Origin of the sequence: Erwinia sp. B116 (assembly GCF_002865965.1) — a bacterium.
Lineage (GTDB): Bacteria > Pseudomonadota > Gammaproteobacteria > Enterobacterales > Enterobacteriaceae > Erwinia.
Window position 1 is genome coordinate 21,213 of the sequence record NZ_JRZZ01000006.1, and the last position, 14,678, is coordinate 35,890.

At 57.3% G+C, this 14,678-nt stretch carries 15 protein-coding genes and 1 pseudogene; 9 read left to right on the forward strand and 7 right to left on the reverse strand.

The window, feature by feature from the left end; genetic code table 11:
• Positions 1-53 precede the first annotated feature (53 nt).
• The 5 genes from NV64_RS06445 (at position 54) to NV64_RS06465 (ending at position 3,621) form a co-directional block, all read left to right on the forward strand.
• A complete protein-coding gene (locus NV64_RS06445) occupies positions 54-329 on the forward strand; it encodes a hypothetical protein (protein WP_056236644.1) in 276 nt (91 codons plus the stop codon).
• Between the two features lie 208 nt (positions 330-537).
• Positions 538-792 carry a biofilm formation regulator BssS gene (gene bssS / locus NV64_RS06450; RefSeq protein WP_056236645.1) on the forward strand — a complete coding sequence of 85 codons (255 nt, stop codon included), beginning with the start codon at positions 538-540 and terminating at the stop codon, positions 790-792.
• Positions 793-923: 131 nt separating this feature from the next.
• Entirely contained in the window at positions 924-2,051 is a 1,128-nt protein-coding gene (gene solA / locus NV64_RS06455) for an N-methyl-L-tryptophan oxidase (protein WP_101505565.1), read from the forward strand.
• A 417-nt stretch (positions 2,052-2,468) separates the two neighbouring features.
• Positions 2,469-3,023: a cytochrome b gene (locus NV64_RS06460; RefSeq protein WP_056236647.1), complete on the forward strand. Its 555-nt coding sequence runs from the start codon at positions 2,469-2,471 to the stop codon at positions 3,021-3,023.
• 22 nt (positions 3,024-3,045) lie between these two features.
• Positions 3,046-3,621: a YceI family protein gene (locus NV64_RS06465; protein ID WP_056236648.1), complete on the forward strand. Its 576-nt coding sequence runs from the start codon at positions 3,046-3,048 to the stop codon at positions 3,619-3,621.
• A gap of 44 nt (positions 3,622-3,665) precedes the next feature.
• On the opposite strand, the gene NV64_RS06470 is transcribed toward NV64_RS06465, so the two are convergent.
• Positions 3,666-4,718, reverse strand: coding sequence for a rhodanese-related sulfurtransferase (locus NV64_RS06470; RefSeq protein WP_056236649.1), 1,053 nt, complete (start codon positions 4,716-4,718; stop codon positions 3,666-3,668).
• A 318-nt stretch (positions 4,719-5,036) separates the two neighbouring features.
• Here NV64_RS06470 and NV64_RS06475 point away from each other — a divergent pair, with 318 nt between their 5' ends.
• Both NV64_RS06475 and NV64_RS06480 read left to right on the forward strand, forming a co-directional pair.
• The gene (locus NV64_RS06475) at positions 5,037-5,954 is read left to right on the forward strand and encodes a Kdo(2)-lipid IV(A) acyltransferase (protein WP_101505566.1); all 918 of its coding nucleotides are present in this window, start codon (positions 5,037-5,039) and stop codon (positions 5,952-5,954) included.
• Positions 5,955-6,180: 226 nt separating this feature from the next.
• Positions 6,181-6,579 (forward strand): MysB family protein, encoded by a 399-nt coding sequence (locus NV64_RS06480; RefSeq protein ID WP_056236653.1) that lies wholly within the window; start codon positions 6,181-6,183, stop codon positions 6,577-6,579.
• Positions 6,580-6,784: 205 nt separating this feature from the next.
• Here the strand turns inward: NV64_RS06480 and NV64_RS06485 are convergent, their stop codons facing one another.
• The 3 genes from NV64_RS06485 to NV64_RS06495 all read right to left on the reverse strand — a co-directional run bounded on the left by NV64_RS06485 (position 6,785) and on the right by NV64_RS06495 (position 11,301).
• Positions 6,785-7,024 carry a YceK/YidQ family lipoprotein gene (locus NV64_RS06485; RefSeq protein WP_255354443.1) on the reverse strand — a complete coding sequence of 80 codons (240 nt, stop codon included), beginning with the start codon at positions 7,022-7,024 and terminating at the stop codon, positions 6,785-6,787.
• Positions 7,025-7,202: 178 nt separating this feature from the next.
• Positions 7,203-9,758: a glucans biosynthesis glucosyltransferase MdoH gene (gene mdoH / locus NV64_RS06490; protein WP_101505567.1), complete on the reverse strand. Its 2,556-nt coding sequence runs from the start codon at positions 9,756-9,758 to the stop codon at positions 7,203-7,205.
• Entirely contained in the window at positions 9,751-11,301 is a 1,551-nt protein-coding gene (locus NV64_RS06495) for a glucan biosynthesis protein G (protein ID WP_056237162.1), read from the reverse strand. Before NV64_RS06495 ends, mdoH begins: the two co-directional genes overlap by 8 nt.
• Positions 11,302-11,553: 252 nt before the next feature.
• On the opposite strand from NV64_RS06495, the gene mdoC reads away from it, so the two are divergent.
• On the forward strand, positions 11,554-12,693 hold the full coding sequence (mdoC, locus tag NV64_RS06500; protein WP_056236657.1) for a glucans biosynthesis protein MdoC: 1,140 nt from the start codon (positions 11,554-11,556) through the stop codon (positions 12,691-12,693).
• A gap of 152 nt (positions 12,694-12,845) precedes the next feature.
• Here the strand turns inward: mdoC and NV64_RS24465 are convergent, their stop codons facing one another.
• A complete protein-coding gene (locus tag NV64_RS24465; protein ID WP_369814376.1) occupies positions 12,846-13,451 on the reverse strand; it encodes a phospholipase D-like domain-containing protein in 606 nt (201 codons plus the stop codon).
• A gap of 12 nt (positions 13,452-13,463) precedes the next feature.
• Here NV64_RS24465 and NV64_RS24470 point away from each other — a divergent pair, with 12 nt between their 5' ends.
• Positions 13,464-13,646 (forward strand): hypothetical protein, encoded by a 183-nt coding sequence (locus NV64_RS24470; RefSeq protein ID WP_369878858.1) that lies wholly within the window; start codon positions 13,464-13,466, stop codon positions 13,644-13,646.
• Positions 13,647-13,823: 177 nt separating this feature from the next.
• Here the strand turns inward: NV64_RS24470 and NV64_RS24475 are convergent.
• Together NV64_RS24475 and NV64_RS23660 are read right to left on the reverse strand one after the other, a co-directional pair.
• Positions 13,824-14,312: pseudogene (locus NV64_RS24475) on the reverse strand (phospholipase D-like domain-containing protein); the annotation flags it as partial.
• 170 nt (positions 14,313-14,482) lie between these two features.
• Positions 14,483-14,650, reverse strand: coding sequence for a hypothetical protein (locus NV64_RS23660; protein ID WP_199177631.1), 168 nt, complete (start codon positions 14,648-14,650; stop codon positions 14,483-14,485).
• Positions 14,651-14,678 lie beyond the last annotated feature (28 nt).

Here is a 14,678-nt window from a genome sequence, read left to right on the forward strand (position 1 = left end):
CTCTTACTCTGATTTTCTCCCTGCCGCTGTGGTTAATGACTGAGGTTTTGTTTATGACTGCCGATAATCCTGAACAGGCAATGACCTTTGGCGAGCTGCTGACGATGATTGGCGATCAGCAACGTCGGCTGAACGTGCTGGAAAATGCCTTTTCGCTGCTTTCCTTCTGCCTGGATGAGCGGGCTAATCAGCTGTTGATCCACAGCCTGCGCCTTGAAGGGCAGAATCAGTACCGCGATGAGCAGACCCAGCAGCACTTTCTGCAGCTGGCCGGGGAGCTGGAGAAGCGTCGCAGCGGTGAGCCTCTCGGCGGCGTGAGCGAGGCCTGACGTATCCCGGCTCAGCGGGGGCCGCAGGGCTGTATGAAATGAAAGACGCTGAGTTTTCAAGTCTGTCCTGATGCGTCCTGCCGATGAACCTCGTCGGCGTAATGTGAAACTTCTGTTATAATTACGGAGCTCTAAGGAAATTCTGTATAAGAACCTCGATAAATCACTTTGTTGTCATCATCAACACGAGTAATAAAGGGGGTTATAAATGGACAGAAACAAAGACGTAATCCAGACACATCCCCTCATTGGATGGGATATCAGCACCGTAGACAGCTATGACGCAATGATGATCCGCCTGCACTCGTTGTCCTCTAATGAACAGCAGGCTGAAGATGCAGAAGTCGGCCAGACTTACTGGCTCACCACCGACGTTGCCAGACAATTTATTTCAATACTTGAGGCCGGCATCGCCAAGATTGAAGCGACGGAATACCAGGATCGCGATTACAAGAAACATTAGACCGCGCTAAACCGTTCAGAAAAAGGCACCCTCCGGGTGCCTTTTTCATGCCCGTCAGTTTTGTTATCCTCACCTTAAAATTAATTGCATAAGCGTTGCCGCGCCGCGGCAATTCAGGGAGTAATACGGATATGGTGTATGACTTAATTATAGTGGGTAGTGGCTCGGTCGGCGCAGCGGCAGGCTGGTACGCCACCGAAGCCGGGCTGAACGTGCTGATGATTGACCGCGGTCATCCGCCGCACAGCGAAGGCAGTCATCACGGAGAGAGCCGCTTAATCCGCCACGCCTACGGCGAAGGCGCCCGTTACGTGCCGATGGTGTTACGTGCCCAGCAGCTGTGGGACCAGCTGGAACAGCAGAGTGGTGAACGCATTATGCAGCGCAGCGGGGTGCTCAATCTGGCACCGCAGCAGGCTGAGTTTATTCAAAACGTCATCCACAGCGCGCAGCAGTTCGGCCTGGAGGTCGAGGTGTTGAGCGGGGAAGAGGTCAGCCAGCGCTGGCCGCATATTAACGTTCCCGCCGGTTACGTCGGCGTATGGGAACCCCGTTCCGGTTATCTGAAATCAGAAGTGGCGGTTAAAAGCTGGATCGTCCAGGCCAGAGATGCCTGTTGCGCACAGCTGTTTAACTGCGAGGTCACCGCAATTAGCGAACAAAACGGCCTGCAGACCGTCAGCACCCCGGAGGGGGATTTCCAGGCGCGACGGCTGCTGGTGACCGCCGGAACCTGGGTAAAAACCCTCTACCCGGCCCTGCCGGTAACGCCAGTGCGTAAGGTGTTTGCCTGGCACCAGGCCGACGGCCGCTACAGCGAGAATAACCGCTTCCCCGCCTTTGCCGTGCAGATGCCGGACGGCGATCACTACTACGGTTTCCCGGCGGATAACAATGCTATCAAGATCGGCAAGCATCAGGGCGGCCAGCCGATCTCCTCCCCCGAACAGCGCACCCCGTTCGGCAGCGTCCGCGAGGACGGCAGCGAACTGTTCGGCTTTATCCGCCAGTTCCTGCCGGGCGTTGGCGTCTGCCTGCACGGAGAGTCCTGCACCTACGACAACTCGCCGGACGAAGACTTTATTATTGATACCTTCCCCGGCCAGCCCAACCGGATGATCGTGACCGGGCTGAGCGGCCACGGCTTTAAGTTTGCCAGCGTGTTGGGGGAAATTGCCGCGCAGTTTGCCCAGGGCATCGACAGTGAATTCGATCTGACCCCGTTCTCTCTTGCCCGTTTCAACCAGCCGGGGATCTGACCGGCTGACTACCGGCCTGACCGCCCTTCGGGCAGGCCGGATTGCCCCTCAGGCAACCCGCTGCCCGCTGCCGTTTCCCGCGCCCCCCTTTCCTGCTCACCCGCATACATTGTACAGTAAACCTAATATCTCAAAAAAACGCACATTGACAAAAAGTGACAAAACACTGACGTTAATTTAAATTTGCGACAAAAATTATGAATGTTATTATGTGCCCGGCATTTGCATCCGCTGCATATAACCGTGACTAAAACGCCTTAAAGGAGATCGCCCTTCTGATTTTCTGAGCATCTGATGAATTTATAATTCAAAAAATTTCAACAAATTAATAAATTATGCAACTTATGAAATTAGTGGTTGCTTTTAACCTTTCCGTTAGCCAATCTTTAATTCCCTCTACGTTTATCGGGCATTGAGATGCAGTGGAAGAATAGCGAGAGCCGTTATGGCTCACTGAGTATCAGCATTCACTGGTTAGTGGCGCTAGCCGTTTATGGCATGTTCGCGCTGGGCCTGTGGATGGTCACGCTGGGCTACTACGATACCTGGTATCACAAAGCCCCTGAGTTACATAAAAGCATCGGCATGGTGCTGTTCGCCGTGATGCTGCTCCGGGTGGTCTGGCGCTTTGTTTCGCCGCCGCCCAAACCCCTGAGCAGTTACTCCACGGCGGTGCGCCACGGCGCGATTACCGCCCATGTGTTGCTGTATGTGCTGCTGTTTTCGATTTTAATCAGTGGTTACCTGATCTCAACCGCTGAAGGCAAGCCGATCAATGTGTTTGGCATTGTACCGGTGCCGGCCGTGGTGGCCGGGCTGGGCGAACAGGCCGACCTGGCGGGTGACATTCACCTGTGGCTGGCCTGGAGCGTGGTGGTGTTGTCCGTATTACACGGGCTTGCCGCGCTGAAACATCACTTTATCGATCGCGATATTACGTTGAACCGGATGCTGGGTCGCCGCACCGATTAACCTTTGGAAATGGAGAGTTGTTATGTTTAAAAAAACCGTTCTCGGATTAACCACCGCCGCCTTACTGATGACGGCGGGTACCGCCGCCGCCGCAGACTACAAAATTGATAAAGAGGGCCAGCACGCCTTTGTGCAGTTCCGCATTAAACACCTCGGCTACAGCTGGCTGTACGGCTCGTTTAAAGATTTCGACGGCAGCTTCAGCTATGACGAAGCGGACCCGAGCAAGGACAAAGTCAACGTGACCATCAACACCGGCAGCGTCGATACTAACCATGCCGAACGTGACAAGCATCTGCGCAGCGCAGACTTCCTGAATGCCGCCAAATTCCCGCAGGCCACCTTCGTGTCGACCGGTGTGACCAAAGAGGGTGACGAGCTGAAGGTGAAAGGTAATCTGACCCTGAACGGCGTGACCAAACCTGTCGAGCTGGAAGCGAAGCTGACCGGTGAAGGCAAGGATCCGTGGGGTGGCTATCGTGCCGGCTTTGAAGCAGAAGGTAAATTCGCGCTGAAAGACTTCAACGTGAAGTCCGATCTCGGCCCGGCGTCACAGGAGGTTGAGCTGATTATCTCGGTGGAAGGCGTACGCCAGTAAGCTGAAGCGCGCTTCCCGCTCGTAACGCGGGAAGCGCAACCCTGTTACTCTTCCGGGGAAGGGATTTTCAGGGTGGTATTCAACATGCCGCGCGACTTGTTGAAGATTTTATTGCCGTTCTCGCGTCCCGCACGGCGAGCGCGCTGCTCTTCCGGCGTTAACGCCAGCTCTTCCTGACACAGCGGGCTGCAGCAGTGGCTGTACTTTTCCGCACAGCTCGGGCACTGAATAAACAGCAGGTGGCAGCCGTCGTTCAGGCAGTTAACGTGCGTATCACAGGGCGCACCGCACTGGTGGCAGTTGGCGATTACATCGTCAGAGATGCGCTCCCCCATCCGCTCGTCAAAGACAAAGTTTTTACCCTTGAAACGTACCGGCAGCCCCTGCTCGCGGGCGCGACGGGCGTACTCAATAATGCCCCCTTCGATGTGGTAGACGTTTTCAAAGCCGTTGTGACGCATCCAGGCACTGGCTTTTTCACAGCGGATGCCGCCGGTGCAGTACATCACGATCTTCTTCTCTTTGTCTTCCTGCAGCATATCCACCGCCATCGGCAGCTGATCGCGGAAGGTATCCGCCGGGATCTCCATCGCGTTATCGAAATGGCCCACTTCGTACTCGTAGTGGTTGCGCATATCAACAAACACCGCGTCCGGATCGTCGAGCATGGCGTTAACGTCCGCCGCCTTCAGATAAGCACCGACGTCGCTGGCATCAAAGCTTTCATCGGTGATGCCGTCGGCCACGATGCGCTCACGAACCTTAAGACGCAGCACCCAGAAGGATTTGCCGTCGTCATCCAGCGCGATGTTCATGCGCAGGTTGTTGAGCTGCGGATGGAAGCCGTACAGCATCGCCTTCATGGCGTCATACTGGCTGGCTGGCACGCTAAGCTGGGCATTGATGCCCTCGGCGGCCACATAAACGCGGCCAAACACCTTCAGCGCGGTCATCGCCACGTACAGCGCGTCGCGGAAGGCGCGCGGATCGTCAATGGTGAAGTATTTATAGAAAGAGACTGTGGTGCGCGGTTCGGTTTCGGCCAGCATGCGCGCCTTCAGCTCTTCATTGGAAACGAGGTTATGTAACACTGGCATGGTGTACTTTCCTGATTACGATGAGAGAAATTTTTGCGGCGCAATCATACACCAATAAACAATTTTTTGCAGTGATGAGAGAATTGTCTCATGCCCCGGTGTTTTGTCACCACAACCCTTACGAAGCATGACCTTAACGACAATCGTTAAATTCACTGCATGCGCTTTCGCTCAGGCAGGCTACTTCCTTAAAATGGTGAAATATTCACCGCTTATCGTCATTTTTTTTCAGTAACTATCCGAAAAATGGCACAATAGGTCATAATTAAAATTTAACGGACAGCATAATAGTCCCCCCTTTTTGAGATCTGGAAACTCATGACTCAGCTGCCTCAATTTCGCCGCGCGTTGCTGCATCCCCGTTACTGGCACACCTGGTTTGGGATTGTCCTGCTGTATGCCCTGGTGCTGCTTCCCTATCCCCTGCTGTATCGTCTGGGCTGCGGGCTCGGCCGCATGTCGATGCGTTTCCTCCGCTCACGTGTGAACATCGCCCGTCGCAATCTGGAACTGTGCTTTCCGCAGATGCCTGCCGCCGAACGCGAGGCGCTGGTAAAACACAACTTCGAATCGTTGGGCATGGGCTTAATCGAAACCGGCATGGCCTGGTTCTGGCCGGACTGGCGCATCAGAAAATGGTTTACCGTCAGCGGCCTGGAACATATCAGCAAAGCGGCTGAGAATAACAAAGGCGTGCTGCTGATTGGCATGCACTTCCTGACCCTGGAACTGGGCGCGCGCATCTTTGGCATTCACAATCCCGGCATCGGCGTTTACCGGCCAAATGACAATGCGCTGATCGACTGGCTGCAGACCTGGGGACGTATGCGCTCTAACAAGAGCATGCTGGATCGCAAAGATGTGAAAGGCATGATCCGCGCGCTGAAAAATGGCGACATTATCTGGTACGCGCCGGATCACGACTACGGCCCAAGAAGCAGCGTGTTTGTGCCGTTCTTCGCCGTTGAGGATGCCGCCTCCACCAAAGGTAGCTATATGCTAATCCGCATGGGTAATCCGGCGGTGATCCCGTTTGTTCCGCGCCGCCTGCCGGAAGGCCGTGGATACGAGATGGTGATCCTGCCTGAACAACAGGTGCCGCTGGACGATGAGAGCAGCACCGCGCACGCCATGAATCAGGTGGTCGAACAGGGCGTGCTGATGGCACCAGAGCAATATATGTGGCTGCACCGCCGCTTCAAAACCCGTCCGGAAGGGCAGCCTTCACTGTACTGACAGCAGGCCGGTTCGCCGGCCTGCTTTTTCAGACGATCCATGGGGACCCTGGGGTTAAGGCTGCACCTGTTCCCGCATCAATGACAATAATCCGGATGTGATGACAGCACCCGGTCAGTACTTTCCACTAACACGCCGAGAAATTTTTCCGCCCCTTCCCTTGCATCTTTGCCATCAGCGACAACAATTAACCTTGTTTTAGTCACCAGATATCAAGGATATGCCCATGAACCTGTATGCAACCCTGGAAGAAGCCATTGACGCCGCACGCGAGGAGTACCTGGCGGCCAATCCGGAAGTCGATGAAGAAGAGGCGTCGATTGAGCAGTTTAACCTGCAGAAGTACGTGATGCAGGACGGCGACATTATGTGGCAGGCGGAGTTCCTGACCACGGAAGCCGATCAGGGCGAAGGCCTGCCGGTCGCCAGCGGTGAGGCCGCTCAGGCGATTTTTGACGGCGATTTCGATGAGATCGAACTGCGCCAGGAGTGGCTGCCAGAAAATACCCTGCACGAATGGGACGAAGGCGAGTTTCAGCTGGAACCGCCGGCCGGCACTGAAGAGGCGGACGCCGCGGCAGAAGAGTGGGAAGACGACAACAGCGAGTCAGAAAACCGCTTCTGACCCGGCTGGCTTACTTGTGAAGCCGTGATGTCCTGTGGGCTGTCACGGCTTACTGGTCAGGCCGTGATGCATAGCGGTCTGTCGCAGCTTACTGGTCAGGCCGTGATGCGAACCTGGCTGTCACGGCTTACTGATCAGGACGTGTTGCGCAGCGGGCTGTCGCAGCTTACTGGTCAGGCCGTGATGCGAACCTGGCTGTCACGGCTTACTCGTAGGGCCCGTGTTGCGCATCCACCGGCAGCAACAGGGTGTCGACCACCAGCGACAGCGGCAGGTCGATGATGGCAATAAAGCGCCACGGCTTATCCTGAATGTCCCACTGTACGCCGGGATAGTACTGGTTACCGTGCCCCTGTCCGGGCACGGCTCTGCTGATAATGCTGCCGCAGCCGCACAGCATCACCGCCGCAAGCCCCACCGCCACACTGCGAATAAACCTTGTCACTGCATTCTGCCCCGGAGTAAAAAACGCACTATTCTACAGCGTGCTTTTTACCGCAACAGCGCATCAAGTGCAAAGAAAACGTAAAAACGCTGCTGTTTATCTTCCCACCCCACGCCGGACGCCGTTTTGCAGGCAAAAAAAACCGGAACACAGGGTTCCGGTTTTGTTACCACCAGGCTTACTGATTATTCAGCGCCTGCGGATTCAGCTTCAGGGTCTGATAGTGATCGAACCAGTCGTGATACTTATCGGCGTTCTGCCACAGGCGATAGTGCATGCGCGACAGCGTCACCGGATCGCTGAGCAGCGCCAGGCGATCGTCACGCCCCAGCTTCACCGGCGACTGGCTCAGCGCCTGATCGACACGGCGGTCGCGGGCGTATTCCAGAATATCGCTTTTCAGGTGACGCGAGGTCGCCAGCGCACTGGCCAGCGCGTTAAACGACGGGTGGAACATGGCGTGCATAAAGCCATTATCCAGCTGACGTTCACGGTTCAGCACCACGTAGCGGTCGGTATCCAGCAGCTCTTTCGGCGGATCGTACTCTTCCGGGATCAGGAACAGGCGGCCGCGTTTGGAGGCCTGGCCCAGCGTACCCCGGCTTGACCACACCGAGACAAACGGCGACAGGATCAGCGAGAAGACGATCGGCGACAGCCACCACAGGAAGTTGAGATCCAGCCAGCCCATACCGCCGGCCCACACCAGGCCCAGCAGCATCTGCGAACCGTGGCGACGGAAGGCTTCGCTCCACGGCGTGGCGTCATCGTCACGCTGCGGCGAGTTCCAGACCACTTCCCAGCCCAGGAAGGCGCTGACCACGAACACCGTGTGGAACAGCATGCGCACCGGGGCCAGCAGCACCGAGAACAGCATCTCAAGGAACAGCGAAACCAGCACGCGCAGCGCACCGCCGTAAGGTTTGGCCCCTTTGCACCACACCAGCACCACGCTGAGCAGTTTTGGCAGGAACAGCAGCACCAGCGTGGTGGAGAACAGCGCGATTGCCAGTTCCGGCCGCCACTGTGGCCATACCGGGAACAGCTGGCGCGGCTGCAGGAAGTACTGCGGCTCCATCAGCGTGTGCACCACCTGCAGCGCGGTGGAGAGCGCCAGGAACATAAACCACAGCGGCGCAGACAGGTAAGACATCACCCCGGTCAGGAACACCGCACGGTGTACCGGGTGCATGCCTTTCACCAGGAACAGGCGGAAGTTCATCAGGTTACCGTGACACCAGCGGCGGTCGCGCTTCAGCTCGTCCAGCAGGTTAGGCGGCAGCTCTTCATAAGAGCCCGGCAGATCGTAGGCGATCCACACTCCCCAGCCCGCACGGCGCATCAGCGCCGCTTCCACGAAGTCGTGGGAGAGGATCGAACCGGCGAACGAGCCCTCACCCGGCAGCGGCGCGAGCGCACAGTGTTCGATAAACGGCTTCACGCGGATAATCGCGTTGTGCCCCCAGTAATGCGACTCACCCAGCTGCCAGAAGTGCAGGCCGGCGGTAAACAATGGCCCGTAGACGCGGGTGGCAAACTGCTGACAACGTGCGTACAGCGTATCCATGCCCGAAGCTTTCGGCGAAGACTGGATAATACCCGCGTTCGGGTTGGCTTCCATCATCCGCACCAGGCCGTTAAGGCACTCGCCGCTCATCACGCTGTCCGCATCCAGCACCACCATGTAGCTGTACTGGCTACCCCAGCGGCGGCAGAAGTCATCGATGTTACCGGACTTACGTTTCACGCGGCGGCGGCGGCGGCGATAGAAAATGCGCCCTTCCCCACCGACGTCACGCACCAGCTCCATCCACGCCTTCTGTTCTGCCATGCAGATGTCCGGGTTGTAGCTGTCGCTGAGGATATAAACGTCGTAGTTCTGCTGCTCGCCGGAACGCACCACCGATTCCCAGGTGGCGCGCAGGCCGGCAAACACGCGGCCGACGTCTTCATTACAGATCGGCATAATCAGCGCGGTGCGGTGCTCCGGGTTGATCGGCTCATCGCCGTTAGTCAGGTAAGAGATGCTGTATTTATCTTTACCGATCAACAGCTGCAGGAAGCCCATCAGCGCGGTCCAGAAGCCGGCAGAGACCCAACAGAACAGAATGGCAAACAGGAACAGAATACCGGTCTGCAGCACGTAAGGCAGGATCTGCATCAGCGACTGCTGCCAGTTCTGGTTGATCATCTCCAGCGGATCGATCAGCGCCCAGCCCTGGTACGGCAGAATGGTTTTCATGTACCAGGTGGCGATCACCGTCTGGATCAGCGTCAGCCCCAGCAAAATATAGCGACGAATGGAGCCAACGTGGCGCCATTTATCTTCGGTCTTCTGCTCTTCTTTGTTGGCATAACGGGGCGTTGATTTGCGCCCGCGCAGCGAGTTCCACGCCCGGGCCACCGGGTTGGTGCGCCACTCTTCCGGATACATCGAGGAGCGGGTGTGCTGCGGCATCGCCTTAAGCGTGGTGCGGTCCAGCGTATCTTTATCAAACTGCGCGCCGTCGGCAACCGAGTCCGGCCAGCTCATCTGCACGCGGGCTTTCACTGACTCCTGCGGTGCGTCGTCCGCACGGGTTTCTACCGGGCCATCCTCGGCCAGCTGATGGTGCAGCTGGCTGAAGCTCTCCTGCGGCCCGGCGGGAAGCGCGTCACGCAGCGCCCCTTTCCGCTCGGCGGTCAGGGGCAACGCGTCAATGTATTGATCGGGTATTACGGTCGATTTATTCATTGGCAGGCAACTGATAGCTCCAGGTTTCGGTCAGCGTTTTGTCGCCGTTAACCAGCGCCGCACGCATTTCTGTTGGCTGTTTATTGTCCTTCACCTTCAGGCGCAGCACCAGACGCCAGCCTTTGGTGACCGGGTTATAACGCACGCTGTTTTCAACCAGCTCGCCGTTATTACCAATGCTCACCTGCGGGGCCACCGGCGTATTTTCCGCCAGCTTGCTCATTTCCGGGCCGGTGAAGTCAACGATAAAGGCGACGGTGCCGTCCGGCTGGCGCACCAGGTTGGACTGCTTCACGTCACCGGTCGAGCGCAGCGTGCTTTTTACATAGGCCGTTTCGGGCGAGTGCAGCTGGTTCTCATCACGGGTGAAGTGCAGGCGATAGTTGAAGTCCATCTCTTTGCCCGGCTCCGGCAGGGTTTCTGGCGTCCAGAACGCAACGATGTTGTCGTTGGTTTCGTCAGAGGTCGGAATTTCAACCAGCTCTACGCGTCCTTTACCCCAGTCGCCTTTTGGCTCGATCCAGCCGCTCGGGCGCAGATCGTAGCGGTCGTCCAGATCCTCGAACTGTTCGAAGTTACGGCCGCGCTGCAGCAGACCAAAGCCGCGCGGGTTTTCCACGGTAAAGGTGCTGACCGCCAGGTGGCGTGGGTTGTTCAGCGGACGCCAGATCCACTCTCCGTTGCCGGCGTGGATCGACAGGCCGTTGGAGTCGTGCAGCTCTTTGCGGTAGTTGGTGACCGGCGACGGCTGGTTGGCACCAAACAGGAACATGCTGGTCAGTGGAGCCACGCCCAGCTTGCCGACTTTGTCGCGCAGGAACACTTTTGACTGTACGTCAACGGTGCTGTCTTTACCTGGGGTAATCAGGAAGCGGTACGCGCCGGTCGCGCGCGGCGAGTCCAGCAGCGCGTAGATCACCAGGTGCTTATCCTGCGGTTTTGGCCGCTCGATCCAAAATGATTTAAAGCGCGGGAACTCTTCACCGGACGGCAGCGCGGTGTCGATCGCAAGTCCCCGGGCAGACAGACCGTAAACCTGGCCGTTGCCGATTACGCGAAAGTAGCTGGCACCCAGGAAGCTGGTAATTTCGTCTTTCTTATCTTTACTGTTCAGCGGGTACAGCACTTTGAAACCGGCAAAGCCGAGGTTTTTCAGCGTGTCAGGATCGTGCGGAACGTTACCGAAGTTGAAATAATCCGCCGAGTATTTGATCGGACGAACGCTGTTTGCCGTCACTTCATTAAGCTGTACCGGGGTGTCGAAGTACATGCCCTGATGGTAAAACTCGAGCTTGAACGGGGTTTTCAGTTTATTCCAGTAGGCCTTATCATGGTTAAACTGGATCTGCTGATAGTCAGCATACTTCATGTCGCGCAGCTGCGAGGGCAGATTACTCTTCGGCGCCTCAAAGCCTTTACCGGCTAACTCCTTCGCCTGCTTTGCCACGTCATCAATGTTAAACGCCCAGCTGGCGCTGGTGTACATTGAAAGCAAAACGGCCAGGCCAGACCAGCGCAACAGCATCTTAGGTTTATTGTTCATTTTACTCAGCACATCTCCCCCTTCCGGGCGCGTAAATCAATTCAATCCATCTTAATGGATAATCTGGCTTTCCGACAGCCTGACAACGTTTTTGTTCCACTATTCTGAATCCTTAAGGTCCCACTTCTCAAGTGCTTAGCGGAAACAGAATCGACTGATAGTATACCCGCCTTTACTCTTCTAAAGTAAGCAGTAAGCTTTAGGCCGGTTCAGGGTGAACCGGAATGATAACGTGTTGAATAGTGGATAAATATGACTAAAACGACGCCGCAACGAGAATATTTTCTGGATTCCATTCGCGCCTACCTGATGTTATTAGGCGTGCCTTTTCATCTTTCTCTGATTTATTCATCGCAAAACTGGTCAGTAAACAGCCCGGCCCCCTCAGAATGGCTGACGCTGCTGAACGAGTTTATTCACGCTTTCCGCATGCAGGTTTTTTTTGTTATCTCCGGCTATTTCTCTTATATGCTCTATCTGCGCTATGCGCCGGGCGACTGGCTGAAGGTGCGGCTGGAGCGGGTTGGCATCCCGATGCTGGCCGCCATTCCGCTGGTAACGCTGCCACAGTTCTTTATGCTGAAGGCCTGGACCAGTAAGGTTGGCGACTGGACGCAGATGACCACCTATCAGCGTTATAACGCGCTGATGTGGGATCTGATTTCCCACCTGTGGTTCCTGCTGGTGCTGGTAGTGCTGACCCTGGCCGGTTTCTGGCTGTTCCGCCTGCTGCGCGACGCAAGACCGGCAAAAACAGACTATTCCGATCTCGGCTGGGGCAAACTGACCCTGTTTATCCTGCTTTCTGCTCTGGCGTGGGGGGCGTTTCGCCGCGTCATGCTGCTGCTGGCTCCGCAGGTGCTGGGCGACGGTCTGTTTACCATGGCGGTAATGCAGTCGCTGCAATTTCTGCCGTTCTTTATTCTCGGGGCGATGGCGTGGAAATACCCGGCGATTAAGGCGCTGTTTGTGAAGCCCAACCCCTGGACCTTTATCGGCTCGGCGCTGGCGTTCGCCGCCTATGTGGCCAACATCTCCTGGAATAAAGGTGACGGCTGGCTGTACGAACTGGATGCGCTGTGCGCGATGCTAATGGGGCTGTGGATGGTCAACGTGGTGTTCTCGCTGGGCTACCGCCTGCTTAATTCACACTCACCGCGGGTCACCTATCTGGTTAACGCCTCACTGTTTATCTACCTGGTCCACCACCCGCTGACCATCCTGTACGGCGTGTTTGTCGTTCCGGCCATTGGCAGCAGTACGCTGGGCTTCCTGCTGGGGCTGGTGATGGTGTTTGGCGCCGCCTTCCTGCTGTATGAGATCCACCTGCGTATTCCGCTGCTGCGCTTCCTGTTTTCCGGTAAACCGCAGGGTGCCAAAGCGCGCAGCTAGCGGGCCGTCAGCCGCTGCCTGACTCACGCTGCCGGCGCAGACGATCGTGCCAGTGCGGACTGCACTGGCATCCAGGTTGAGCGGCCCGCGACTGACTGCCCCTGCTGGCCTGACAGCCTGGCAACGGGTGAGTATGCCCCCTGCCGTTGCGGTTACAGCAACCACTCGATCGGTAAACGCCACACCAGCCTGACCAGCAGCCTCTGCATCAGGCGGGTGCGCGGTTCATGCTTGTGTACCTGTTCACGCGCCTCGCCCGGATACTCAACCCAGTTGACCCGCCCCCACTTATCCAGCCGCAGCGTCCATGCCCGCTCGCGCAGGTTATCGATAAAGCGCTGGTGCAGGGTGGAAGCGAGGCTCTCGCTCTCAATCACCAGCCCCATCTCGGTGTTGAGCACCGCAGAACGCGGATCAAAGTTAAACGAGCCGATAAACACCGTTTTATTGTCCACCGAGAAGGTTTTGGCGTGCAGGCTGGAGCCGGAGTTACCGGTCAGCCCGCGGTCGTGCGGCGCATCCTGGGCGTTGCCCTGCGGTTTCAGCTCATAGAGGGTGATGCCATGACGCAGCAGTTTCTTACGCCACTTGGCGTAGCCGGCGTGTACTACCGAGACATCGTTGGCCGCCAGAGAGTTGGTGAGAATGGCGATCCTGACCCCTTTGCGCACCAGCGCCAGCAGCTGCGCCACGCCTGAGCGGGTCGGCACAAAGTAGGCAGAGATAATATCAAACTGCTGCTGCGGCTGGCCGATCACCTCCAGCAGCCGCTGCGGCAGCAGGCTACTGGTTTTTGCCCGCCCCAGCCCTTTACGCGGATCGTCGCTGAGCAGACGGGTATGCGCCCAGATAAACGGCAGGCTGCGCTGCTCCAGCTCGCTGACGAATGTCGAACTGTGCAGGCGGCTCAGGTAACGCTGCACCTGCTCGCTGTCGCGCCAGGCCTCCGGTAGCGACACCGCCGAAGGGGCATCTGCCGCCGCGTCTTCAACCACCGATGCCAGCGGTGCCACGGCCTCGCACTGCCAGTAGCGGCCGAAGTCCCGCGAGACCTCGCTGACCACCGGCCCCACCGCCAGCACGTCGAGATCGGAGAACAGCGGCGCGTCACCCGCGCCAAAATATTCGTCACCGATGTTGCGTCCGCCGACGATGGTTGCTTCACCGTCTACGGTAAAACTCTTGTTGTGCATCCGTCGGTTAAGCCGGGCGAAATCGGTCAGATAGCCCAGCGCACGCAGCAGGCGGAAAGAAAACGGGTTAAACAGTCGGATCTCAATATTTTCATGGCGGTTGAGTTCGCTCAGCGTCTCATCCAGCCCCTGGGTATTGTTGTCATCCAGCAGCAGGCGCACTTTTACCCCACGCTGCGCCGCCTCCAGCAGCGCGCTGAACAGCAGCCGCCCGGACATATCGTTCTGCCAGATGTAATACTGAATATCGAGCGTCTGCTGCGCCATGGCGATCAGCAGGTAACGGGCAGCAAAGGCATCCAGACCTTCCGCCAGCGGATAGATCCCGCTGTGCAGCGGATGCGCCGCCACCAGCGGCATGATCGCCCGCTGTAATCGCGGCGCCTCGTCGGGCCGCACAATTGACTCAGGGCCAACGTCGCTCATCACTGTTCCTTTACACGTCTTCGGGTCACGTTGCTCTCCCCCGCCGCAGGATCGGCGCACGGAGGACTCAATCAGCGTAGCACGGGCGTCGGCCGCTGGCGGAAGTTAACTGAAAACAGGGGGTACGGCGTTAAAGCCGCAGAGATCGGGTTATGCAGAATAGCGCGGGATCAGAGCGAAGAGTTATCAGACAGTTGGCAGGTTTTAACGTCGATTTTCTGTTCAGGCGGGGTACGAACGTCAGAAAGCCAGGTGAGCGTGAACAGCACCGTCACGGTGATCAGCCCGGCGGCCAACAGGCCAACCAGCGCCAGCAGTTTGTCTTCTCTGGAATCCATTACGCCTCCCTCCGTGGTATCGGCATTG

What these genes read in the sequence shown, in the direction of transcription:
- NV64_RS06445 (WP_056236644.1), top strand. Translation starts at nt 54, where the DNA reads ATGACTGCCGATAATCCTGAACAGGCAATGACCTTTGGCGAGCTGCTG.
- bssS (WP_056236645.1), top strand. Translation starts at nt 538, where the DNA reads ATGGACAGAAACAAAGACGTAATCCAGACACATCCCCTCATTGGATGG.
- solA (WP_101505565.1), top strand. Translation starts at nt 924, where the DNA reads ATGGTGTATGACTTAATTATAGTGGGTAGTGGCTCGGTCGGCGCAGCG.
- NV64_RS06460 (WP_056236647.1), top strand. Translation starts at nt 2,469, where the DNA reads ATGCAGTGGAAGAATAGCGAGAGCCGTTATGGCTCACTGAGTATCAGC.
- NV64_RS06465 (WP_056236648.1), top strand. Translation starts at nt 3,046, where the DNA reads ATGTTTAAAAAAACCGTTCTCGGATTAACCACCGCCGCCTTACTGATG.
- NV64_RS06470 (WP_056236649.1), bottom strand. Translation starts at nt 4,718, where the DNA reads ATGCCAGTGTTACATAACCTCGTTTCCAATGAAGAGCTGAAGGCGCGC.
- NV64_RS06475 (WP_101505566.1), top strand. Translation starts at nt 5,037, where the DNA reads ATGACTCAGCTGCCTCAATTTCGCCGCGCGTTGCTGCATCCCCGTTAC.
- NV64_RS06480 (WP_056236653.1), top strand. Translation starts at nt 6,181, where the DNA reads ATGAACCTGTATGCAACCCTGGAAGAAGCCATTGACGCCGCACGCGAG.
- mdoH (WP_101505567.1), bottom strand. Translation starts at nt 9,758, where the DNA reads ATGAATAAATCGACCGTAATACCCGATCAATACATTGACGCGTTGCCC.
- NV64_RS06495 (WP_056237162.1), bottom strand. Translation starts at nt 11,301, where the DNA reads ATGAACAATAAACCTAAGATGCTGTTGCGCTGGTCTGGCCTGGCCGTT.
- mdoC (WP_056236657.1), top strand. Translation starts at nt 11,554, where the DNA reads ATGACTAAAACGACGCCGCAACGAGAATATTTTCTGGATTCCATTCGC.
- NV64_RS23660 (WP_199177631.1), bottom strand. Translation starts at nt 14,650, where the DNA reads ATGGATTCCAGAGAAGACAAACTGCTGGCGCTGGTTGGCCTGTTGGCC.